Origin of the sequence: Pseudoalteromonas sp. meg-B1, from assembly GCF_003173795.1 — a bacterium.
GTDB classification, from domain to species: Bacteria; Pseudomonadota; Gammaproteobacteria; order Enterobacterales; family Alteromonadaceae; genus Pseudoalteromonas; species Pseudoalteromonas undina.
In genome coordinates, this window is the sequence record NZ_QGQU01000001.1 from 1,396,295 (window position 1) to 1,418,550 (window position 22,256).

18 protein-coding genes are annotated in these 22,256 nt (G+C 39.9%); 7 read left to right on the top strand and 11 right to left on the bottom strand.

Annotated features, from left to right (window positions below; genetic code table 11):
- Positions 1-521: 521 nt before the first annotated feature.
- Positions 522-1,829, bottom strand: a complete 1,308-nt coding sequence (msrA, locus tag DK924_RS06685; RefSeq protein WP_109874668.1) for a peptide-methionine (S)-S-oxide reductase MsrA — start codon at positions 1,827-1,829, stop codon at positions 522-524.
- Between the two features lie 443 nt (positions 1,830-2,272).
- Between msrA and pxpB the strand changes: the two genes are divergently transcribed.
- The 4 genes from pxpB (at position 2,273) to DK924_RS06705 (ending at position 8,209) form a co-directional block, all read left to right on the top strand.
- On the top strand, positions 2,273-2,932 hold the full coding sequence (pxpB, locus tag DK924_RS06690; protein WP_010389944.1) for a 5-oxoprolinase subunit PxpB: 660 nt from the start codon (positions 2,273-2,275) through the stop codon (positions 2,930-2,932).
- Positions 2,925-3,863, top strand: a complete 939-nt coding sequence (locus tag DK924_RS06695) for a biotin-dependent carboxyltransferase family protein (RefSeq protein ID WP_109874669.1) — start codon at positions 2,925-2,927, stop codon at positions 3,861-3,863. Before pxpB ends, DK924_RS06695 begins: the two co-directional genes overlap by 8 nt.
- A 320-nt stretch (positions 3,864-4,183) precedes the next feature.
- Positions 4,184-5,851: an asparagine synthase B gene (gene asnB / locus DK924_RS06700; RefSeq protein WP_109874670.1), complete on the top strand. Its 1,668-nt coding sequence runs from the start codon at positions 4,184-4,186 to the stop codon at positions 5,849-5,851.
- Positions 5,852-6,628: 777 nt separating this feature from the next.
- Entirely contained in the window at positions 6,629-8,209 is a 1,581-nt protein-coding gene (locus tag DK924_RS06705; protein ID WP_010389940.1) for a BCCT family transporter, read from the top strand.
- Positions 8,210-8,286: 77 nt separating this feature from the next.
- Here the strand turns inward: DK924_RS06705 and DK924_RS06710 are convergent, their stop codons facing one another.
- The 4 genes from DK924_RS06710 to DK924_RS06725 all read right to left on the bottom strand — a co-directional run bounded on the left by DK924_RS06710 (position 8,287) and on the right by DK924_RS06725 (position 15,062).
- Complete coding sequence (locus tag DK924_RS06710) at positions 8,287-8,988, bottom strand: 3'-5' exonuclease (RefSeq protein ID WP_109874671.1); 702 nt, start codon at positions 8,986-8,988, stop codon at positions 8,287-8,289.
- 3 nt (positions 8,989-8,991) lie between these two features.
- Entirely contained in the window at positions 8,992-10,887 is a 1,896-nt protein-coding gene (locus DK924_RS06715) for a DUF294 nucleotidyltransferase-like domain-containing protein (RefSeq protein WP_054200884.1), read from the bottom strand.
- 93 nt (positions 10,888-10,980) lie between these two features.
- Positions 10,981-14,064: an efflux RND transporter permease subunit gene (locus tag DK924_RS06720; RefSeq protein ID WP_109874672.1), complete on the bottom strand. Its 3,084-nt coding sequence runs from the start codon at positions 14,062-14,064 to the stop codon at positions 10,981-10,983.
- Between the two features lie 2 nt (positions 14,065-14,066).
- Positions 14,067-15,062 carry an efflux RND transporter periplasmic adaptor subunit gene (locus tag DK924_RS06725; protein ID WP_055013297.1) on the bottom strand — a complete coding sequence of 332 codons (996 nt, stop codon included), beginning with the start codon at positions 15,060-15,062 and terminating at the stop codon, positions 14,067-14,069.
- A gap of 242 nt (positions 15,063-15,304) precedes the next feature.
- Here DK924_RS06725 and DK924_RS06730 point away from each other — a divergent pair, with 242 nt between their 5' ends.
- Positions 15,305-15,733 carry a hypothetical protein gene (locus DK924_RS06730; protein ID WP_109874673.1) on the top strand — a complete coding sequence of 143 codons (429 nt, stop codon included), beginning with the start codon at positions 15,305-15,307 and terminating at the stop codon, positions 15,731-15,733.
- 127 nt (positions 15,734-15,860) lie between these two features.
- Here the strand turns inward: DK924_RS06730 and DK924_RS06735 are convergent, their stop codons facing one another.
- Positions 15,861-16,868, bottom strand: a complete 1,008-nt coding sequence (locus DK924_RS06735) for a rhodanese-related sulfurtransferase (RefSeq protein ID WP_109874674.1) — start codon at positions 16,866-16,868, stop codon at positions 15,861-15,863.
- Between the two features lie 204 nt (positions 16,869-17,072).
- Between DK924_RS06735 and DK924_RS06740 the strand changes: the two genes are divergently transcribed.
- Positions 17,073-18,395, top strand: coding sequence for a DEAD/DEAH box helicase (locus tag DK924_RS06740; protein WP_075169264.1), 1,323 nt, complete (start codon positions 17,073-17,075; stop codon positions 18,393-18,395).
- 2 nt (positions 18,396-18,397) lie between these two features.
- The gene (locus tag DK924_RS06745) at positions 18,398-19,228 is read left to right on the top strand and encodes a S1 RNA-binding domain-containing protein (protein WP_109874675.1); all 831 of its coding nucleotides are present in this window, start codon (positions 18,398-18,400) and stop codon (positions 19,226-19,228) included.
- Positions 19,229-19,283: 55 nt separating this feature from the next.
- Here the strand turns inward: DK924_RS06745 and DK924_RS06750 are convergent, their stop codons facing one another.
- The 5 genes from DK924_RS06750 to ihfB all read right to left on the bottom strand — a co-directional run bounded on the left by DK924_RS06750 (position 19,284) and on the right by ihfB (position 22,215).
- Entirely contained in the window at positions 19,284-19,658 is a 375-nt protein-coding gene (locus tag DK924_RS06750; protein WP_010389930.1) for a hypothetical protein, read from the bottom strand.
- A gap of 89 nt (positions 19,659-19,747) precedes the next feature.
- Positions 19,748-20,452 (bottom strand): orotidine-5'-phosphate decarboxylase, encoded by a 705-nt coding sequence (pyrF, locus tag DK924_RS06755; protein WP_054200877.1) that lies wholly within the window; start codon positions 20,450-20,452, stop codon positions 19,748-19,750.
- 33 nt (positions 20,453-20,485) lie between these two features.
- Positions 20,486-21,622: a lipopolysaccharide assembly protein LapB gene (gene lapB / locus DK924_RS06760; protein ID WP_054200876.1), complete on the bottom strand. Its 1,137-nt coding sequence runs from the start codon at positions 21,620-21,622 to the stop codon at positions 20,486-20,488.
- A gap of 2 nt (positions 21,623-21,624) precedes the next feature.
- A complete protein-coding gene (locus tag DK924_RS06765) occupies positions 21,625-21,906 on the bottom strand; it encodes a lipopolysaccharide assembly protein LapA domain-containing protein (protein ID WP_008114742.1) in 282 nt (93 codons plus the stop codon).
- A gap of 21 nt (positions 21,907-21,927) precedes the next feature.
- Positions 21,928-22,215, bottom strand: coding sequence for an integration host factor subunit beta (gene ihfB, locus DK924_RS06770; protein WP_008114744.1), 288 nt, complete (start codon positions 22,213-22,215; stop codon positions 21,928-21,930).
- Positions 22,216-22,256: the final 41 nt, after the last annotated feature.

A 22,256-nucleotide genomic window follows, 5' to 3' on the forward strand; every position in this document is an offset into this window, starting at 1 on the left:
GATCATATACTTGTTGACTGAATTTATAGATTAGTTTTTTTCACTTATTAGTTTTGTTTTTATCGCTTGTCGAAATTGAGTAAAAGCTCTAAAGTTAACTCAACAAATCAGCAACGACCAAAAATAATAAAACGCGTTACTGAAACCAAATTTAATTAGTTTGTAACAACAAGCTAGTAAAAAAGAATCTTTATTGTGTGTGAAGATGTTGTCAGTGTAAAAAACAGCTCAAGTTCGGTGGTGACTTAGCTTGGGTTGTTTTTATTTTACGCTTACACCCGCCAATAAATATAAGAATCTTTATTGTGTGTGAAGATGTTGTCAGTGTAAAAAGCAACTCAAGTTCGGTGGTGACTGAGCTTGAGTTGTTTTTATTTACATTCACATCAGCAACAATAATTCAGCATTAGTTATTACTAATACAACCCCCCGAATCTTTATTGTGTGTGAAGATGTTGTCAATTGAAATGCAGCGACCTTTTTTAAGTATCGCTGCTTTTTTTTGCTTAAAATTTCCTTATTTAAACATCATCTGATCTGTTTATTTCCTCACGAGCAACAAATTCTAAGACAGTGGCATTAATACAATATCTATCTTGACCATTTGGCCCTTCACCGGGGAATAAATGCCCTAAATGAATCCCGGTACTTTTAGATTTAAGCTCAATACGTTGCATGCCCCAACTGTTATCTTCATGCTGCGTTACGCTGTCTTTTACAGGGTGTGTAAACGACAACCAGCCAGTACCCGAATTAAATCTGTCGCGGGTATCAAACAAGGGTTCACCACTGAGTTTATCGATAAAAATGCCATCGGGGGTGTTTTTAAAAATAGCGTATTCTTTGCAATATGGGCTGTCGGTTTTAGCGTTAAACGCTACTTTATAAGCTTCACTGTCACCGAGTTTAAATGCACCTAGCGCTTTATAAAACAGCTCGGCATCCATATAACCTTGGCGAGAATACACTTCTACTCCATCTTCTAAAAATAGTATGGTGGGTGTAGCCCAAGTTGCACTTTTGATAGTTAAGCCGCTAAGCTGATCAGCATGGCGAAATGTCATTGGTATTGTGCCTTTGTAGTCATTGGCTACCGCCGCTTTAAACTTTTCACAGTAAGGGCAGTAATCGCGAGAGTCTAAAATAACAATTTGTTTGCCAGTCGACAATGCAGTGTTATCAACCTGCTGCTTTTCGTCTTGACTAAAAACAACACCGGTTGAATGGTCTGGGCAATAACCGTTTGGATTTTTTTCAAGGTAATTTTGATGATACTCTTCAGCAGAATAAAATTGCTCTAGTGGCTTAATTTGTGTAGCTATTGTTCCATAACCTGCTTTGGTGAGTAACTGCTGGTACTGCTGTGTTACAGCAATCGCGGTGTTTGCTTGCTCGTCACTTGTAGTTAAAATAATAGAGCGATACTGCGTGCCTACATCATTACCTTGGCGGTTTTTTTGAGTCGGATCGTGGCTTTCGTAATAATTTTGCAGCAGCTCTTTTGCCGAAATAATATTGCTATTAAATGTAACCTGCACCACTTCAGCGTAGTTATCTTCATCGAAGCGACGCGATAACTTAGTTATATTTTTGTAGGTTGGTTTAAACCCATGCCCATCGGCATAGCCCGACTCTGCATCGAGTACTCCATTAAGTGCTTCATAGCGTTTTTCTGCCCCCCAAAAACAACCCGAGCCAAGCACTAGCTTTTCTACATGCATAGTGGCATTTAAATCACTGGATTTAGTTACCTCATCTGACGAGATAGCGCTCATCGTACTTAGTAATCCCAACATAGCAAATGTAGCTAATATTAACCCCTTAAACATACGATTACCTCTTAGTTTTAGTTACTCTAGGGTCTGTTGACCTTCCAAGGTTAAATTTGCAGCAGTCTGTTTGGTGTTTAGGCAAGGCAGAGCCTATGTGGTGTGGTTATTCCCCATAAATAGGCGATAACGCAGCATCAATGCCAAACAGGCGCTGCCCGAAGGGTTCTGCCTAGGAGCGATTTAGTCTTTGTTGCTCGGTTTTTACTTAGCCCACTAGGTTACAAAACTCGCGCCGCGATTAAACCGCTCCTAGTTTGAACAATTTTAATCCGCAAAGGTCAACAGACCCTAAAGCAGACCTGTAAACTCAACAATTAATTTCACACACAACAAAACTTTACGAATGAGGGAGTTTATTCGATCCGAGCTTGTCTATTAATATCGTAATAGTACAACGACTGTGATAGCTTAAATGTAATTAATATTAATGAGTTATCGATATGAGCATGATTCCTAGTATAAAAATTTTAACGAACTCTAGCCTGCTTTTTGATGTTTCTCACTACAGCGAACCACACATACTTGCAACGCAAAAAAAGCTTTGGGCACTCGCCCAACACTGTAAAAACAGCAATGAATTTATCGATTTGGTACCAGCTATGAACTCGTTAACTTTGTATTTAAAGTCCTCAGAAATGCTTAATAAATGGTACAACACCTTAGCTAAGTTATGGGATGAAGTGGATGATTACCCGTTTGATAGCCAGCACCACCAAATTAATACCTACTACCAAGGTGAAGATTTAGATTACGTAGCTAACTATCATCAACTCACAATTGATGAAGTGATTAACTTACATAGTAAAGAGTTATATCACGTTCTATTTTTAGGCTTTGTTCCCGGTTTTCCTTATTTACATGGGCTCAACTCACGGTTATTTACCCCAAGGCGCGATAACCCGCGAGTGAGTGTACCTAAAGGCGCAATTGCTATTGGAGCAGATCAAACTGGTATTTACCCTGAAGATTCGCCAGGTGGTTGGCATATTATAGCTCACACTGATGTCTGCTTATTTGATTCTAAAGCGGCTAATCCTTGCTTATTTAAACCTGGCGATACCATAGAGTTTGTGCCTGTAAAAGGAGTAAGCAATGATTAAAGTAATCAAGAGCGGTATTCAACTAACAATCCAAGATTTAGGCCGTGTGGGTTTTCGACATTTAGGGGTAAGCCGCTCAGGCAGCCTTGATACCTATGCACACATTATTGCGAACCGTTTATTAAATAACACCGACAACGCTGCCGTGCTGGAATTAACCGTGGGTTTATGCGAACTGCAATTTCAGTGTGATACCGTTATTGCCCTTCATGGAGCCGACCTCAAAGCAACCCTTGATGGACACCCACTTTATCCAGGCTGGAGTTACCCAATAAAAGCAATGCAAACACTTAAATTTGCAACTGGCCGTGGTGGCTCCCGTGCTTATATTGCAGTAAAAGGCGGTATTGAATGCCCAGAGGTTATGGGTTCTAAATCTACCGATTTAGGGGCAGCCATTGGAGGCTTTAATGGCCGTGCACTGCAAAGTGGCGATGTGGTAGCCATAAGTCCTTATACTAAACCTTGGTTATGTAATAAGGGCGCCCTTACCCCGCCAAAACGTAATATTATCCGTTTACATGTTGGTCCTCATTATGAGCTACTAACACCCGAGTGCATTAATGCTTTTTGTGATACCGCATTTACTATTAATCCAAATAGTAATCGTATGGGCGTACGCCTAGACCATAAAAATGCTGATATTATGCAACATACACTTTCATTGCCCTCTGTAGCCGTAGCACCTGGGAGCATACAGCTTCCACCTGATGGCAATCCTATAGTGTTATTAAATGACGGGCAAACAACGGGGGGTTATCCTTTAATAGCGCATGTGATAGAAGCCGACTTACATCAGTTTGCACAATTTAGAACTGCCGATCCAATCACCTTTGAATTTGTATCACTTGAGCAAGGAAATGCTGCAAAAAATAAGCTCGATGCTCACCTAGCACAACTTAAGCTGAGTTTAAGCCGCTACTGGGATTAATTAATAGTGCACTCACGCTCACTCACTGAGTAACTCAACCGCTATTTATTTATTTTTCGCTTTGCACTTTCTTGGTGCAAGGCAAACTAATTGTTGCAATTTAATTTAACTTTAACGTAATTTTAAATTAAAAATTGCACATTGCATTTTAATCTCCTTGCCAATATCACCACATTGGTGCAACGCCAATTTATTTGGTGCATAAATTATTCTTATTATTTTAAAAAAGCCATGTGACTTAGGTATTTATTTCTGATAAAACAAGGTTAGTCTTTAGCAAACTCGCTATCGTAGGCACTTAATAGGAATGAGGAAAAATTATGTGTTCAATATTCGGCGTACTCGATATTAAATCGGATCCCAGCCAGTTACGCGCTCAGGCAATCGAAATGTCCAAACTGCTTCGCCACCGCGGGCCTGATTGGTCAGGGGTGTATTCATCAAACAAAGCAATTTTAGTGCACGAACGCTTAGCAATAGTTGGCGTATCAAGCGGTGCGCAACCATTATACAACCCAGAAAAAACGCATATTTTAGCGGTAAATGGCGAAATTTATAACCACAAAGAGCTTGCCGCTAATTTAGAAGTCGAGTTTGATTTTCAAACGCAGTCAGATTGTGAAGTTATTTTAGCCCTGTATAAACAAAAAGGGCCTGCATTTTTAGATGACTTAAATGGTATTTTTGCCTTTTGTTTATATGATGAAGAGCAAGACGCTTACCTAATTGGTCGCGACCACATTGGTATTATTCCGCTGTATACAGGCCACGACGAGCATGGCAACTTTTATGTAGCATCAGAGCTAAAAGCGCTTTCACCTATTTGTAAACATATTGAGGAGTTCCCACCTGGGCATTACCTTTACAGCAAAGACGGTAAATTAACACCGTACTACCAACGTGATTGGCAAAGCTACGACGCAGTTAAAAACAACGATGCCAAGGCAGAAGATGTAAAAGATGCTCTAGAAGCCGCGGTAAAACGCCAGCTTATGTGTGACGTACCTTACGGTGTATTACTATCAGGTGGGTTAGATTCGTCGGTTATTTCAGCTATTACTCAACATTTTGCTGCAAAACGTATTGAAGACAACGACGAAAGTGACGCTTGGTGGCCTAAACTGCACTCGTTTTCAGTGGGTTTAGAGGGCTCTCCCGATTTAGCAGCAGCACAAAAAGTGGCTGATATGATAGGTACTATTCACCACCCTATTATTTTTACTATTCAACAAGGTATTGATGCTCTTAAAGAAGTGATTTATCACATTGAAACCTACGATGTAACCACTATTCGTGCATCAACCCCTATGTACTTAATGGCACGCCAAATTAAAGCTATGGGCATTAAAATGGTACTTTCAGGTGAAGGTGCCGATGAATTATTTGGTGGTTATTTATATTTTCATAAAGCACCCAATGCACAAGAGTTTCATGAAGAGCTAAACCGTAAAGTATCAAAACTGCATATGTTTGATTGTTTACGTGCTAATAAATCAATGGCTGCTTGGGGTGTTGAAGCACGCGTGCCATTTTTAGATAAAGAATTTGTTGATGTTGCAATGCGCATCAACCCAGAAGCTAAAATGTGTAAAGACGAAAAAATTGAAAAGCATATTTTACGTGCTGGCTTCGACGGCTACCTTCCAGACGAAGTGTTATGGCGTCAAAAAGAACAATTCTCTGATGGTGTTGGCTACAGCTGGATTGATACTTTAAAGGAGTATGTGAATGAGCAAGTAACGGATCAAGAACTAGCGAATGCTAAATTTAAATACCCAATTAACACGCCAGATTCAAAAGAAGCGTATTTTTACCGCCGTATTTTTGAATCGCACTTCCCGGGCGATGCCTCTGCTAACTGTGTACCACATGGTAAATCAGTAGCATGTTCAACCCCCGAAGCACTGGCGTGGGATGCATCATTTCAAAACAATGCGGATCCATCTGGACGCGCCGCAGGCGTTCACAATGAAGCATATAAAAAATAGTTACCCCCCTATCTACGCTGCAGCTTAAAAACTGCAGCTTTTCTTCGCTGTCTTAATGAATAATTTCTTGAAATTTTATTCCACTAAAAGAATTAAATGAGAAATCAAAACCATTCAATTTAATCATTTATATTTAATCACTGTTGTTTGTCACTTCTTTACAAGCGCAGCGTTTCTTTGCCATTTTTGTAAATTAAATCGCAAAGGTGAAATAAACCTTTGACCAATTTAGTTTAAACAGTAAGATTTAGTCGCTTTTTATAAAAACTATTTCAATCTCGCTTTTTCATTAACCTCATGAACAATATCTATCTAGCTCATTATCCCAAATCATAAAAACATAGTTAAAATGTCATTAAAAAATCATTTAATAAATGAATAGTGATTTTAAAACGCTGACTTAGTTTTTTACGTATTCAATAGCGTTTTTTTAGTTATTTACTTGTCTGATTAGGCCGAATATTCATTCACTTAGCTTTGCATTCAATGCTATATACGACTATAAAATAATTAGCTGACACATTAGTTATCATTTGTTCAGCTGCCAGATATGTACAATAAAAAGACAAAAGTAGCTTAAAGTTTTGCCAAAGTGTTAAATCTTTTGCATTTAATATTTAACTCCCCTATTAGTAAAGGTATGATGGGCAATTAAATTAGTTAGTCTTCTAACTATTCGTGTTATTAGCTTTAGTTATAAATCTAATAAGACGAATACAGTGAACTATAAAAAACTGGCATTAAGCCAACCTGTTTCATTAACCAATGAGGTATTGCATGAGCGAGAATCATGACAAGTACAGTATTGATAATACGGACTACACCGTAGGTCAAGACAACGTACAAAAGTGGGGATTTGATATACATAACCCTGTATTCGGGATCAGTGCAGGGTTAATAGCACTTTTTTTAATCGCCGTACTAGTATCAGATGCCGAAGTAGCTAAAACAACACTAAATGGTATCAAAACCGATATTATTAATAATTTTGACGGCTTATTTATGTGGGCTGCCAACTTCTTTGTTATTTTTTGTTTAGTTTTAATTTTTTCACCATATGGCAATATCCGCTTAGGCGGTGACGATGCTAAACCATCGCATTCTCGTATTTCTTGGCTGGCAATGTTATTTGCTGCAGGTATGGGTATTGGCTTAATGTTCTGGGGGGTTGCTGAACCAGTTGCATACTACACTGGTTGGTATGAAACGCCGCTCAATGTAACAGCTAACACACCAGAAGCCGCGAAAATGGCAATGGGTGCAACTATGTTCCATTGGGGTCTTCACCCTTGGGCAATTTATGCTGTAGTTGCGCTTTCGTTAGCATTTTTTACTTACAATAAAGGCTTACCTCTTTCTATTCGTTCGATTTTTTACCCAATTTTAGGTGATAAAGCGTGGGGGTGGCCTGGTCACATAATTGATATTTTAGCTGTATTAGCAACCTTATTTGGTTTAGCAACGTCACTTGGGCTAGGTGCACAACAAGCTTCTGCCGGTATTAATCATGTATTTGGTTTTGAAGGTGGCGTAGGTTCACAAATTCTGGTTATTACAGGTGTTACGTTACTAGCAGTCGTCTCTGTTATTAGAGGCATTGATGGCGGCGTTAAATTACTTAGTAACGTAAATATGCTCATTGCTTTAGTATTACTAGTATTTGTATGTTTAGTTGGTTTTGCGGTCTCTATGGGTAATATCCCTAACACGGTAATGGGGTATGTAGAGAACATTATTCCATTGAGTAACCCACATGGCCGTGAAGATGAAACATGGATGCATGGTTGGACAGTATTCTACTGGGCTTGGTGGATTTCATGGTCACCGTTTGTAGGTATGTTTATTGCGCGTGTTTCGCGTGGTCGTACAATCCGTGAATTTTTAACCGCGGTATTACTTATTCCAACAGCGGTTACTATCCTGTGGATGTCTATCTATGGTGGCATCGCAATTGACCAAGTAGTTAATGGTATTGGTGCTCTTGGGACTGACGGCCTAACAAGTGTCCCTATGGCGATGTTCCAAATGCTGGATGAAATGCCAATGGCGAGTGTGCTTTCTTTCATTGCTATTGTATTAGTACTGGTATTCTTTATTACTTCTTCTGATTCAGGATCACTTGTAATTGATTCAATCACAGCAGGTGGCAAAATTGATGCACCGGTACCACAGCGTATTTTTTGGGCTACTGTTGAGGGCGCAATTGCTGCTGCATTACTTTGGATTGGTGGTACTCAAGCGATTGAAGCACTACAAGCTGGGGCTATTTCAACCGGTCTACCGTTTACCATTGTTTTACTATTAATGTGTGTAAGCTTAATTTTAGGTTTACGAACTGAGCCTCGCCCAGTTAAATAACACCCTACATTAAAAAACGCCGCTAATTGCGGCGTTTTTTTTACTCTATTTTTCCTATAATATTTTATAACGTTTCGCTAAAGCCAAATTTCACTTAGTGGTGTATCTAACCGATAATGATAACTCAGCTGAGCTTGCAGTAATTCTGCGGTGGCTAAAGCGTCAGTCAGTGCATTATGGTTTTGATACAATGGCAAGGAATAACGCTCCCTTGTATCACTTAACCGTAATGAGCCTAGTTTTGTATTAAATAGCCTACCTAGTAGCCCTTGACGCGCTCTAAGCGCTCGCCTTTCAATTTCCATAGTGTCGACTAGAGCAAATTCAATCCCTTCTTTTATACGTGTGAGCAGCGCATTATAAAAAAAGTGGCGCTCAATGGCGGCATAATGCACCACCACCACTTTCCCTTTAAGTGCATCAAGAAGTGGGGCTAAAATTCGATTGAGGTCGGGAGCTTCGTCCACTTCTGAGTGGGTAATACCATGGATAACAATCGACTCTTCACTCAAATCTCGTCGTGGTTGTACTACCCAATGGCGGCTCTCTTTACAGTAAATACGATTAACATTGAAAGGCACTAACCCCACACTAACAATATCATCGGTATTAGCGTCCAGACCTGTTGTTTCAAAATCTAGCGCCACAAAAGGTACATCTTTAAGTGGAGCAGTCTGATTGGTAAATGCCTGCTTATAAAACTCCTTAAGCAACGAGTTTTGCGCACTATGTAAAAGCTGCTCGTAACGACGTGGCCAATCTAACGGTGATTTAGCCATAACTTATTTCACACCTGAATGAGCAGAATAACTAAACTTTAAAAAGCTTTGCGCTTTTTCTAAAATCGCAAAAGCTTCTTTTAAATTACTTTGCTCAAATGGTGAGAGTAAATGCGGGTCTAAATCATTATCGGGCGCTTCCCCCTGCTCTATCTGCCATGCCTGATGGCGAATACGTACAGTGGCAATATATTCAAATGCATCACGCAAATCTTGTGCTTTGCCTTTGGGTAATAAGTTAGCCTCGATAATATCCTCTAAGCGCTCAAACGAATTTTGTTTACGTGAACCGACCGCTAATGCATGAACGCGAACCACATCAGATAGCGGCGCTGTACCACGACGTTTTAAGTTCATTGAGCGCTTATGTTGGCCATTGTGCTCAAGTACAAAGCCGTTAAAAAATCCCAATGGTGGCGTTCGATTGCGAGCATTAGCAGCAAGGTTAGCTAAAAAGCGTTTATTTACTTTGCTTTCTTTTGCCACCAGCGTTTTAAGCTCATCGGCCCATTTTAACTTACCCCACACACCATCTAAGTCAAAAAATATCGAGCTATTGAGCAGTGCTTGCGGTTTGGGCTCGGCCATCCAGCTAGCAAATTTTTCTTGCCATTGTTCGCGGGTCATACGCCATTTTTTAAACGAGGCCATAATTTCACCATCACAATAGGTATAGCCACACTTAGCCAAGCCATCACACACAAAGTCTGATAAGTTTTGAAAATACTCATCGTGCAATGCCTCATCGAAGCTATTATCTAAAATCAGTGCATTATCTTGATCTGTTACAATTAACTGCTCATCCCGTGCCATTGAGCCCAGCGCAATAAAACAATAAGGAATGGGCGGCTCGCCAAATTTTTCTTCTGCTAGGGCTAATAGGCGCTGTTTAAAGGTACGTCCTATTACTGCCATAGCGGTCCCTATCATATGCGAATTAGCATCTTCGTTTACCATACGCACAAACACATTAGGTAATTGGCGGGCGTAATGAACTAAGTCATCAACCGATTGTTGAGCTAAAATACCGCGTACTAACAATAAGCTACTTTGTGATTCATAGCGTAAAATATCAGATAGCGATATCACCCCTATTGGTCGCTTTTTATGTACCACAGGCAAGTGATGTAAGTTATCTCTGAGCATGGCTAAAACAGCTTCAAAAACGTAAGAGTTACTATCGAGCAAAACCAACCCTGAGGTCATTACCTCTTTCGCCGGCGTATCAAACGTAAGTCCTTGGGCAACAACTTTGGTACGGATATCTCTATCTGTGATGATCCCGACGACTTGACCGTCATCCTCTTCTGGATCGTCGCTTATTTGTTTTTCTATATCAGTAACAAGTACTGAAGAGACCGATTCTTGTGTCATCAAAAACGCGACGTCTTGTATGGGGGTTTGTGTAGTAACAGTGACTACATCGCGATGTAATAATGATTTAACTTTTGCGGTGGTTAAATCATTGCTGTCGGCTTGCTCTACTATTGCTTGGTGCAAGCGTACGTTGCCATCCACTTCGAAAAAGTCAGCAAAGGTTTCGTATTTATCACAGTATTCGTTGAAGGTATTAACATTAATACAATACGTTAAGGTATCTTCAAGTGCACGAGCTGGAAACCGCACTTTGCGGTTCATCAATAAACCCATTTGGCCAAAAATACCGCCTGTAGCTAAGCGGTTATAGAGTTCACCATTACGGCGTGAAATCTCAACTGAGCCACTACGAATAATATACAAGTCACTAATATCTTGCCCTAAATGCAGGATATCAGTTTCGGCACGAAAGTAAGCAACCTCTATTTGCATTGCTAATTCGTTCAATGCCTCAGTAGGAAGCGTATCAAATGGGGGATGTTCAACTAAAAATTGGGCTATTTCAACTTGCTCGGCCTGCATAGGGAATCCTTGTGGCGTGAATCTAGTTGAATTGTGAGCCTAATTGGCTATTTTTTCAAAGAAAAATAGCCAATTTACGTAAATAGTTAGCAATTAATTATCTACTTGCTCTAACTCCTGCGCTAATTGTTTTGACTCATCGCCGCGAGGGCTGGTAAAACGTGCAAGTCCTAAATAAATCACCGGTGTTAAATAAAGCGTAAACAATACCGCTAATGCTAGTCCACCAAACACCACCCAGCCAATCGCATTACGCGCCTCAGCGCCCGCACCTGTTGACATAATAAGCGGTAATGCACCCAATAAAGTAGAAATTAAGGTCATGGTAATGGGTCGTAGGCGTACCAATGCAGCTTGTTCAACCGCTTTTCGAACACTAAGCCCGTTATCTCTTAATTGATCAGCAAACTCGACCAATAAAATTGCGTTTTTAGCGATTAAACCAATAAGCATTACCAGACCAATTTGCGAATAAATATTGAGTGATGTGCCGGTTAAGTACAGTGCTAAAATAGCGGATGTAATACCAAATGGCACAGTAATCATCACCACAATGGCGCTGTTAACGTTTTCAAATTGTGCTGCCAATACTAAAAATACAATTAAAAATGCCAATACATAGGTCATTAATACTTCGTTTGAGGTCTCTTCAAATGTCAGAGCTTCCCCTTTAAACGCTAGGGTAATACCTGCTGGTAATGATTGCTCAGACACTTGTTTTATTTGCTCTACCAGTGTGGCAATAGTTAAACCTTCGGGTAATTCCATGCTTAATTCTATGGCACGTCGCTGAGCATGGCGCTCAAGCTCTGCAGCTACGCCTTCCTCTGTAATATTAGCTATACTACTGAGCGGTACTAATTGATTATCGCGGGCGCTTACATATAAATTTGCTAAATCACTGGGGTCATTAATGGTTTGATTTTGAGCCTGTAACATAATTGGTATTGACTGATCGCCAATATTTAAATCGGCAATATCGTCGCCATTAATGGCAGCTCTTAAAGTAATGGCTATATCACTTAACGATACACCGAGTTCTTCTGCGCGTCGTCTGTCTATATTGACGCGAAGTTGTGGTTGCGATGGCTGATACGATACGCGAACCGGTGCAACTTCAGGTACTGCTTTTTCAAGATCTGCTGAAAACTGCTGTGCAGCTTTAAATATTTCAAGGTAATCTTGCCCCAGCAAAGCAATTTCGATTCCGCCACCTTGGCCACGTAAATTTAAACTATTAGCCCCCCCTGCGTATGCGGGTGCTCCAGGAATATTCATTAAAGGCTGTCGAATTTTATTGATGATTTCTTGTTGACTAAAGTTGCGTTCATCCCAGTGTTTTAAAGGCACAGTAATAAACACAATATTAGGGTCCCATTGACCAACTACTGTGTAAATAGATTCAATTTCACCGCTTTCGACGAAAGGCAGTAAGGTGTCTTCCATTTTAATAGCTTGCCTGTCCATAAAGTTTAAGCCTACGCCATCTGGCCCACGAGCAAATATTCTAATTTTACCGCGATCTTCTGTTGGTAATAGCTCGTTATCTAAGCTCATATACAATGCACCTGAGCCGCCTGCGACTAATAAACAGGCAATAAAAGTAAGCCACGCATGATCGAGAACTTTATGAATTGTTTTGGTATATAAATTAGCAAGTACGTTACCAAACTTAGCAAATGGATGAAAACCGCCTTGCTTAAGCTTTAGCTTAGAGGTAAGTGCCGGCACTAACGATAACGCAACAAAGCTTGATATGATCACAGCACCGGCAAGAACACCGCCAAACTCTCTGAATAAACGCCCTGCTGTAGAGGGTAAAAAAGCGATGGGAACAAACACAGCTGCTAACACTGCCGTGGTGGCTATAACGGCAAAAAATACTTCACGGGTGCCAACAACCGCTGCGGCACGCCTGCCTAGGCCTAATCCACGTTGGCGTTGAATGTTTTCACTCACTACAATCGCATCATCAACAATTAAACCTGTAGCAAGTACCAATGCGAGTAAGGTTAAAATATTAATGGAAAAACCCAGTGCCCATATCAGTGCTAACGAGCCAATCAAAGCAACCGGAATGGCAAATGCGGGCACTAAGGTTGCGCGCCAAGAACCAATAAACACCCATAAAGTGATGATAACTAGCAGCACTGTCAGCACTAATGAGTTAATAACTTCATCCACTGAACTTCTAATAAACTGCGCATCATCTGATGTTAAGGTAAATTCCATCTGAGGAAAGCGTTCACGCATTCCCTCTATAAGCTTTAGAACTTCATCTGATATTTCTATGGTGTTAGATTGCGCTTGGCGGATAATTTCCATACCAATAACGGGTTTACCATTGAGCCTAACCATAGAGCGTGGATCTGCCGGGCCAAAATATACCGCGGCGATATCGCTAATACGGGTATCACCACGAATGATAATATCACCGACTTCATCTGGTGTGACCGAGGTAGCATCAGCACGCACAATGATTTGCTGATCGTTTGATTTTAAACTTCCTGCAGGCACATCAAAGGGAGCTTGCCTGAGAACGTCAGCAACATCGGGAATAGTTAAATTAAAGCTACTGAGCTTAAGCGGATCTATACGTACTCTAAGCACTCGTTCTCTATCACCGTTTAAGCGCACATCAGCAACACCGGGAATAGTTAAAAACTGTGGTGCTAAGTCAACATCAACTCGCTCGGTTAATGCCTCTAACGATAAACTCTCACTTGATACGGTGAGTGATACGACCGCCTCGGCATCATTATCGGCTTTTATAATGGATACACGCTCAACCTCTTCTGGGAGCTCTCTTTGCACTCGCGAAACTGACTCGCGCGTTTCATTAGCGGCATCATCCAGATTAACACCAGGTCTAAATTCAACCACAATACGTGAGCTGCCTTCTTCACTTTGTGCACGAATAGATTTAACTCCACTCACACGGGCAACAGCACCTTCAAGTTTGCTGGTGACTTCAGTGTCAACGGTTTCTGGGGAACCACCTGGAAACGAAGCTGATACCGTAATACGCGGCCTATCTACATCAGGAAGCTCTCGCACTTCTACGCCAGCTATAGCGGCGATACCGGCAATAATTATTAATAAATTAAGCACCACAATAAGTACAGGGCGGCGAATTGCCATAGACGGCAAGTCTTGCATCATAGGTTGCTGTTTCATGGCTACTCCTGCGTACTAGCGATAGGTGCAGTAAAGCTTAATTCTTGATTGGCTCGCAAGCGCTGAACGCCTTCAACAACTAACGTATCGTTTGGCTGTAATGCCCCTGATACGAGTAAGCGCCCTGCCAAGCGTTGCTCTATTTTCACATCAACCCGGGTAGCTTTGTTATCCACACTCGTCCACACATATGGACCCGTTGCGCCCCACAGTAGTGCTGCTTCAGGAATAGCGGCAAAGCGTTGACCTAATACTTCTATATGTACTCGAAAACTCATACCCGGTAAGAATTGTTGATCTTTGTTATTTAACTTTGCTTTGACTCTTAAGGTACGAGTTTGTGGGTCTATACGTGAGTCTAAATAAGCTATTTCTGCCTCAACAGGCGCTTGCGATTGCCATGGGAACACTCGTACACTAGCATTATTTCTGAGCATCGCAATCGCTGATTCAGGCGCGTTAAAATTAATGTATAACTGGCGGGTATCATCGATGCTAGCAATCATTGTTTGTGTTGTGATTCTGTCACCCACTTCAATGTCAGTCAGCCCCATAGTGCCATTAAAAGGGGCACGGACTTGGCGGTCTTCTAATTCAGTTTCGGCTTGAGTGAGAGTAACTTTTGCAAGCTCCACGATGGTTTTTGCATCGTCTACATCACTTTGCGGAACAGCTCCTTTAGCTTGGCTTTGTTTTAAACGTTTTAAAGTTCGCTGACTATCTGCTAATTTTATTTTAGCCTCTTCAAGGGCCGCTTTTTGCCTACGTGAATCTAGCTCAAGTAAAATATCACCTTCTTTAACCTTATCGCCAGGTTTAAAATGAACCGCTGCTACTTTGTCACCTACGGCAGGATATAAAATAACAGAATGGATAGCTTCAGCATTACCAACAGCCTGAACCTGCTGTTGGGCTTGTTCCATAGCGATATTTTCAACGACCACGCTAGCACCAGTTACTGGCAAACTAACCGATAAAAATAAGGCCGTTATGCCCATTAAAAGATTTTGCGACTTCAAAGGATCACCCTAATTAATTATTATTTCCATTATGTTACGCAGTTTAACACCTCTATGATCAATAAATAGCTTAGTACGACTAATTAGCAAAACAACACGCTGAAATTAAACACCCACGTATTTAATACATATTCTTACACCAGCCTACAAAATCACCACATATTTTGTGCGTATTAAACACTATGATTTGGTCATTAGAGTGAATATACAAACGAGTATTTATGAATAAAAGTATAATTTTGGTTTTACTACTTAGTGGCTGTGCATCACAAGGGGTTGATCGTACGAGTCAAAATCAATTAATTAAACGCTATTATACATCTGTTGAGTCAGAGCAAAAAGTAACACTTTCCTCAGAAGTTGGAACAGGCATAGCTGCGGGAGCGGGTTTTGGCTTTGTTGACAGCTTAGATGGCAACAGCGAAGAAATGATTGGTGGCGCTATTGTCGGCGGTTTAGTTGGAGGGTTATTTACTGCATTATTTGAGGGAGGTAATACGGCTTATCAGTATAACTTATACGCTGCTGATGAAGGTGAATTTACGGTTATTCAAAAGAAAAAACTCGATAAAAACACAGAATGTGTTCTTGTAAATTCAGCTAATAAAATTACACTTACGCCGATAGATAAAAGTTATTGTATTCGTTGATTAAGCTCAAAGTGAGTATCAAACCTTTAAGCTGCTAAGCAATGTAGCTCGCTATTTATAAATTACTTTTAAATAAAAAACCTCAGTATTTACTGAGGTTTTTTAATGAATAAATAAACGCGTGGCATTATTTATTTCGTTGTGCGTCTTTTTGCGCTTTTTTTGCTTCTTTACGTTGCTGTAAAGCAGCTTGTGCTTCGTTACCAATGTGGCCTTCACCGCGTGCTTGTGCCAATTCTATTTGCTTTTGACGCTCAGCAAAACGAGCGCGCTGCTCGTCGGTTACATCATCAATACAATGATGACACGACACCCCTTCCATGTATTCAGGCTTTTGTTTTTCTTCTTCTGTGATAGGCATCCGACATGCGTGACACTGATCATATGAGCCTTTTTGTAAGTCATGATTTACCGCAACACGGTTATCAAATACAAAGCACTCGCCTTCCCACATGGTTTCTTCTTTTGGTACTTCTTCTAGGTATTTTAGTATGCCGCCTTCAAGGTGGTATACCTCATCAAAGCCCTGCTCTTTCATATAAGCTGTTGATTTTTCACAGCGAATACCACCTGTACAAAACATAGCTACTTTTTTATGCTTTTCTGGGTCGAGATTTTCTTTGGCCCACTGCGGAAATTCGCGGAACGTCTTCGTGTTTGGATCGACCGCGTTTTGAAACGTACCAATTTCAATTTCATAATCATTTCGGGTATCAACAAGGATAACCTCTGGATCAGAAATAAGGGCGTTCCATTCATTTGGCTTAACATAACTGCCCACTACTTTTAATGGGTCAACGCCCTCCACACCCATAGTCACGATTTCTTTTTTAAGTTTTACTTTAGTGCGGTAAAACGGGCATTCGTCATCATATGATTCTTTAGTAACAATATTGTCTAAATTAGGCTGGGTGTCTAACCACGCCAGTAAGTTATCTATGCCTTCACGTTTTGCTGAAACAGTTCCGTTAATTCCTTCTGCGGCAATTAACAAAGTACCACGCACGTCGTTTTGCTCCATTAGATTAAGTAAAGGTTGGCGAAGTGCTTCAAAATCAGGTAAAGAAACAAATTTATACAGTGCGCACACAACAAAGTGATCGCTGGTTACATTATCTTTATGGATAGCAGTCATGGTTTTCCTATTTTGCCTTTAAACCCCGCAAGGGGCGTTTACCGAATCGTAAATCCGGCGCATATGGGGCGCGTATTTTACGCTTTTTTTATTTAAATGCAAAAAAATGGATGATAATGCGCTTTTTACTGTTAGCGCAGTGGCTCAGTGGGCTATAATGCGCGGATAAATTTACAAGACTTGCTCATATTGGAGAAATATACATTGCACTTTACTGATCTTGGGATTGATACTCGCCTAGAAACACAATTAGCGCACCAAGGGATCACCCAGCCTACCGATATTCAAGCTCATGCTGTGCCAACGGCACTCGCTGGACATGACATTTTCGCTCAGTCAAAAACTGGGTCAGGCAAAACTTTAGCGTTTTTATTACCTGCAGTGCAGCGAGTAATGAAACAAAAAGCACTCAGTAAACGTGATCCTCGTGTACTTATTGTTGCTCCAACTCGTGAGCTTGCAACCCAAGTGTTCACCCAACTACGATTACTTATTGCCGGTACCAATATCAAGGCAGTTAAAATTCTCGGTGGTGAAAACTTTAACGACCAAATTAAAGCACTGCGCAACGACCCACATTTTGTGGTTGCTACACCAGGACGCTTAGCCGATCACTTAAAGCAACGCTCTTTACAGTTAAGTGGCTTAGAGCTACTTATATTTGATGAAGCTGACCGTATTTTGGATTTAGGTTTCACCGACCAGCTTAAGTTAATTAATGAACTGGCAGATCACCGATTACGCCAGACCCTATTGTTTTCAGCGACATTAGATCATGCTCAAGTAGATGCCCTTTCGCGTAATTTATTAAAAAAACCAAAACAAATTATGCTCAGTGCAGCCAATGAGCAACACAGTGATATTAAACAAACATTGTATTTAGCCGATCATCTTGATCATAAAGAAGCGCTACTTGAGCATTTTCTTAATCAAGACAATGTAGGGCAATGTATTATATTCACCGCTACACGTGCTGATACCAGTCGCTTAAGCGAGGCATTAAATAGTAAAGGCTTTAAGTCTGTCGCACTAGCCGGGGATTTAACTCAAAGTAAGCGCCTAGATATTATGGATGCGTTTAGCCGTGAGAACTTTAAAATATTAATTACTACTGATGTTGCATCTCGCGGTTTAGATTTACTCAGTGTTACCCATGTTATTAATTTTGATCTACCAAAACACGCTGAAGAATACGTTCACCGTATTGGTCGCACAGGCCGAGCTGGTTTTAAAGGCAACGCGCTATCATTTGTTGGTCCTAAAGATTGGGCAAGTTATTTAGCAATAAAGTCATTTTTAAATGACGAATTGTCGTTTGCGACGGTTGATGGTTTAAAAGCGAAATTTAAGGGCATCAAAGAGAAAAAAGTAACGCCAGTTAAACCAATTAAAAAGGTAGTGGCTGATAAAAAACCACAGCAAAAACGCAAAGCGAAACCTAAAAAACCAGCAGCCCCAATTAAAGCACCACTTAACATTGATGGTGATACCCCGATGCGTCGTAAAAAAAAGCCTGAGCAGGAATAATTATGAGTAACCTTGGAACTACCCAAACCCTATTTGTAAAAGAAGTCAGTAATGAAGGTGCCTATTTAGATGGCCATGACTTAGGTGAAGTATTTTTACCTAAACACGAGATTAAACATGAACTTGAAGCTGGCGATAGCATCAGCGTTTTTACCTTTTTAGATAACGCAAACCTGCCAACAGCAACAACTAAAAAACCACACGCACAAGTCGGTGAATATGCCCTACTGCGCGTTAAAGAAATAAACAGCATTGGGGCTTTTTTAGATTGGGGTTTAGAAAAAGACGTACTTGCACCGTTTAATGAACAAAAACCGCGTATGCAAGAAGGCTACTCTTATTTAGTCCGTTTATATCTTGATAATGCTAGTCAACGAATTTGTGCTTCAACCAACTTTAATCGCTTTTTATCAAAAGACGAGCCGCAATATAGCCACTTGCAAGAAGTTAATTTAATTGTGGCAGGTAAAACCGATATCGGCTACAAAGTACTTATTGAAGAATCTCATTTTGGTGTTGTATTTTACAACATGGTATTTAAAAACCTATTTGTTGGTCAAAAGCTCAAAGGGTTTATTCAAAAAGTACGTGAAGACGGAAAAATTGACGTCATACTTGAAAAGCCAGGTATGGGTAAAGTCAGTGAACTTGGCGAAAAAATTATGGAAAAACTAAAAGATGAAGGTGGCATATTAGCCATAGGCGATAAGTCTGAACCTGAATTAATTAAAAAAGTATTTTCGACCAGTAAAGCAAACTACAAAAAAGCCATTGGTGGGTTATTTAAACAAGGCTTAATTGATATTGAAGCTAAGTCTATTCGTTTAAAATAATTCAATAAAAAAGCCACCTAGGTATAAACTTAGGTGGCTTTTTCGTATTTAAAATTTATAACTTAATGTTTTTGTAAGGTAAGGTACAACGTGAATATTGATTTGAATATTCAATTAATTCTTTCTTAGACGTCATATTTAACGGCGCTAATCTAAAAACTTTTTTTGTACACTCATTCTGCATTTCATCGTGTACATCAACACACTCTTTGCTACTTATATTAAGTCCAGCTAAAACACCTTCATTTGTATAGCACAAATGCTGAGCATAATTTTGAGCGATTTTTTTAAACTTAAACAAATCAACGGGGTAATCAGATACCAAATCAGTAACATTCGAAACATCATCATACATTTTAGTTGAAAAAACATATTTATTAACAGCAAAGCCACTAATGATAATTACCACTACAAACATTATTAAACGCAAAGTTAGTTCCTCACTGCATAGCCGTAATTAAATGTAGCACAAACAAAAAGAGTTGTAATAAACTCCTTATAATTATGCAAACTTTAAGTTTAAGCTATTGATTTATTTACATCACTCAATACTTGCACCGGGTTTTGTGCCTGAGTAATAGGACGCCCTATTACTAGGTAGTCACTGCCAGCTTCAATGGCTTCTTTAGGTGTCATAATACGTTTTTGATCGCCCGCATCACTACCAGCAGGACGAATACCTGGGGTGACTAATTTAAACTCGTCTCCCAATGCTGCTTTTAAACTTTGTGCTTCTTGTGCTGAACACACTACACCATCAAGCCCTGCTTGTTTGGTTAGTTTTGCTAAGTGCATCACTTGCTCTTGTGGTGATTTACTAATGCCTAAACGTTTAAGCTCTGCTTCATCCATGCTGGTTAAAACGGTCACTGCAATCAATAATGGGGCTTTATCGCCAAACTGCTCAAGTGCCTGCTTAGCTTTATGCATCATTTCAAAACCACCACTTGCATGAACATTAACCATCCACACGCCCATTTTAGCTGCAGCAGTTACTGCTTTAGCAACAGTATTTGGAATATCGTGGAACTTTAAATCTAAGAATACATCAAAACCTAAATCAACCAGCTCTTTAACAAATGCAGGGCCAAAATAAGTGAACATTTCTTTACCCACTTTTAATCGACAGGTATCCGGTGATAACTGTTTAACAAAAGCTAAAGCAGTTTGCTGATCATCATAATCAAGAGCTATAAGAATTTTTTTTGATTGTTCGAAAGACATAACTATCCTACTAGTGAGCGAAAAGTATAAAGATTAAAATCCGTCTAAGCCTCTGCTAGGCACAATGGTTTCCCAATGTTTACACGAAGGGCAATTCCAATAAATGGTGTAACTTGTAAAGCCACAATGCTGACATTGAAAGTCAGGCTTAGTAGCAATATATGAGGTTACAAGTTTATCTATTTGATTAAGCACATCTTTTGTATTTTTATTTTCGGCGCTCATTAACTGCAATAAAAAACTAAAACCACGGATGGTGGGCTGACGTTTTAAACTATCAGTTAAAAACTCAAAGGCTTGTTCTGTGTGGCCTTGCTCAAGCAACGCTTGGCAGTGCTGTATTTTTATCATTACTCCACCTTTTTCTAATAACTCAGCAACGAGTTCATGAAACTGATGGGTTAATTTTAGTTGCTTATAACTATGCGCTAACTTATCAATAAATAATGGCGCAAAAAAGGTAAATTGGCAGATAAGTTCTCGCCAATAATAAATTGCTTTAACGTAATCCTCTTTTGTATAGGCAGACAAACCGAGTTCATATAGAGGTCTGATTGTTTTAAAGTTTAAGCTAATAGCTTTGCGCATAAGTTGAGGGTTATTACTGGCAATAGCATGTTCACAGTAAAAGTTTGCGATGGCTTTGAAGTGTTGCTCTTTTGAAAAAAGCTCAGTATGCGCTTCAAACATATTAATGCCTTTTTCCCATTCACGGGTCTGTGAATATAAGGAGATAATTGGCTCAAGAGCATCTTCATGGTTATTTTTTACCAGCCATATTAAATGTTCTTCTGCGCTATCGAGTAAACCTGCCATGATATAGTCTTCGGCTAATTCTAACCGACTATTGGCAGCTTGTTTCTCGTTAAGGCTTGGGTGTTTTAATAGCAATTCATGAATTTTTATTGCGCGGTCGAGCTCACCACGGCGGCGAAACATAGTGGCTAAGGTAGAATAGTGTTCTACAGAGTCAGCAGCTACTTCGAGCAAATTAATTAAATGCTCAAGCCCCTGATCTTCTTCTCTGTCTAGTAAAAACTTTAAGCCTTTACTGTATTCAGAAGTAATTTGACGATTAAATTGATGAGCCTGATTTTTCGCACTGTTTTTCCCCATGATCCAGCCATAACCGGCGGCAACAGGAAGCAGTAAAAACAACAGCTCAATCATAATTAGGTATCTTTGTTGGCAATACGCTTTTTATTATCTTTTTCAGGCGTTAATTGCTTTTTTAAACGGTAATTTTGCCACTTTAATTGCGTAAACAATTTAAAGCTCACAAAGCAACCCACTACAACACCTAACAAAAAGCAGATACTTATTATAACGGCTAAAGGTAATGTATTACTGGCTATTATGTAGTTAATTTGTGTTAATTGTGGATTTTGCGAACCCAATACAAATGCACCAATTAAAAATAGTGCTGCCAGAATAATTTTTAATACCTTGAACAAGTAACTACTCCAATAAGTTTACTAAGCAATGCTCTCGTTTACACGGTCACGTAGTTCTTTGCCTGGCTTAAAATGAGGTACATGCTTACCATCTAACTCTACAGTTTCACCTGTTTTAGGATTGCGACCTGTACGAGGCGCACGGTAATGCAAAGAGAAACTTCCAAAACCTCGGATCTCAATACGATCTGAAGAAGATAATGAGCCGGCCATTTGTTCAAGAATTTCTTTAACAGCGTTCTCAACATCTTTAACAGGAATATGTGAATGTTGTTCAGCAAGTGTTTCTATCAGTTCTGACTTAGTCATAGCGTTTCCTTAAAAAGAAATAGTGGAAGGGCATAAACTGC

Excerpts from the sequence above, each read along its gene's own strand:
- msrA (WP_109874668.1), bottom strand. The coding sequence starts at position 1,829 with ATGTTTAAGGGGTTAATATTAGCTACATTTGCTATGTTGGGATTACTA.
- pxpB (WP_010389944.1), top strand. The coding sequence starts at position 2,273 with ATGAGCATGATTCCTAGTATAAAAATTTTAACGAACTCTAGCCTGCTT.
- DK924_RS06695 (WP_109874669.1), top strand. The coding sequence starts at position 2,925 with ATGATTAAAGTAATCAAGAGCGGTATTCAACTAACAATCCAAGATTTA.
- asnB (WP_109874670.1), top strand. The coding sequence starts at position 4,184 with ATGTGTTCAATATTCGGCGTACTCGATATTAAATCGGATCCCAGCCAG.
- DK924_RS06705 (WP_010389940.1), top strand. The coding sequence starts at position 6,629 with ATGAGCGAGAATCATGACAAGTACAGTATTGATAATACGGACTACACC.
- DK924_RS06710 (WP_109874671.1), bottom strand. The coding sequence starts at position 8,988 with ATGGCTAAATCACCGTTAGATTGGCCACGTCGTTACGAGCAGCTTTTA.
- DK924_RS06715 (WP_054200884.1), bottom strand. The coding sequence starts at position 10,887 with ATGCAGGCCGAGCAAGTTGAAATAGCCCAATTTTTAGTTGAACATCCC.
- DK924_RS06720 (WP_109874672.1), bottom strand. The coding sequence starts at position 14,064 with ATGAAACAGCAACCTATGATGCAAGACTTGCCGTCTATGGCAATTCGC.
- DK924_RS06725 (WP_055013297.1), bottom strand. The coding sequence starts at position 15,062 with ATGGGCATAACGGCCTTATTTTTATCGGTTAGTTTGCCAGTAACTGGT.
- DK924_RS06730 (WP_109874673.1), top strand. The coding sequence starts at position 15,305 with ATGAATAAAAGTATAATTTTGGTTTTACTACTTAGTGGCTGTGCATCA.
- DK924_RS06735 (WP_109874674.1), bottom strand. The coding sequence starts at position 16,868 with ATGACTGCTATCCATAAAGATAATGTAACCAGCGATCACTTTGTTGTG.
- DK924_RS06745 (WP_109874675.1), top strand. The coding sequence starts at position 18,398 with ATGAGTAACCTTGGAACTACCCAAACCCTATTTGTAAAAGAAGTCAGT.
- pyrF (WP_054200877.1), bottom strand. The coding sequence starts at position 20,452 with ATGTCTTTCGAACAATCAAAAAAAATTCTTATAGCTCTTGATTATGAT.
- lapB (WP_054200876.1), bottom strand. The coding sequence starts at position 21,622 with ATGATTGAGCTGTTGTTTTTACTGCTTCCTGTTGCCGCCGGTTATGGC.
- ihfB (WP_008114744.1), bottom strand. The coding sequence starts at position 22,215 with ATGACTAAGTCAGAACTGATAGAAACACTTGCTGAACAACATTCACAT.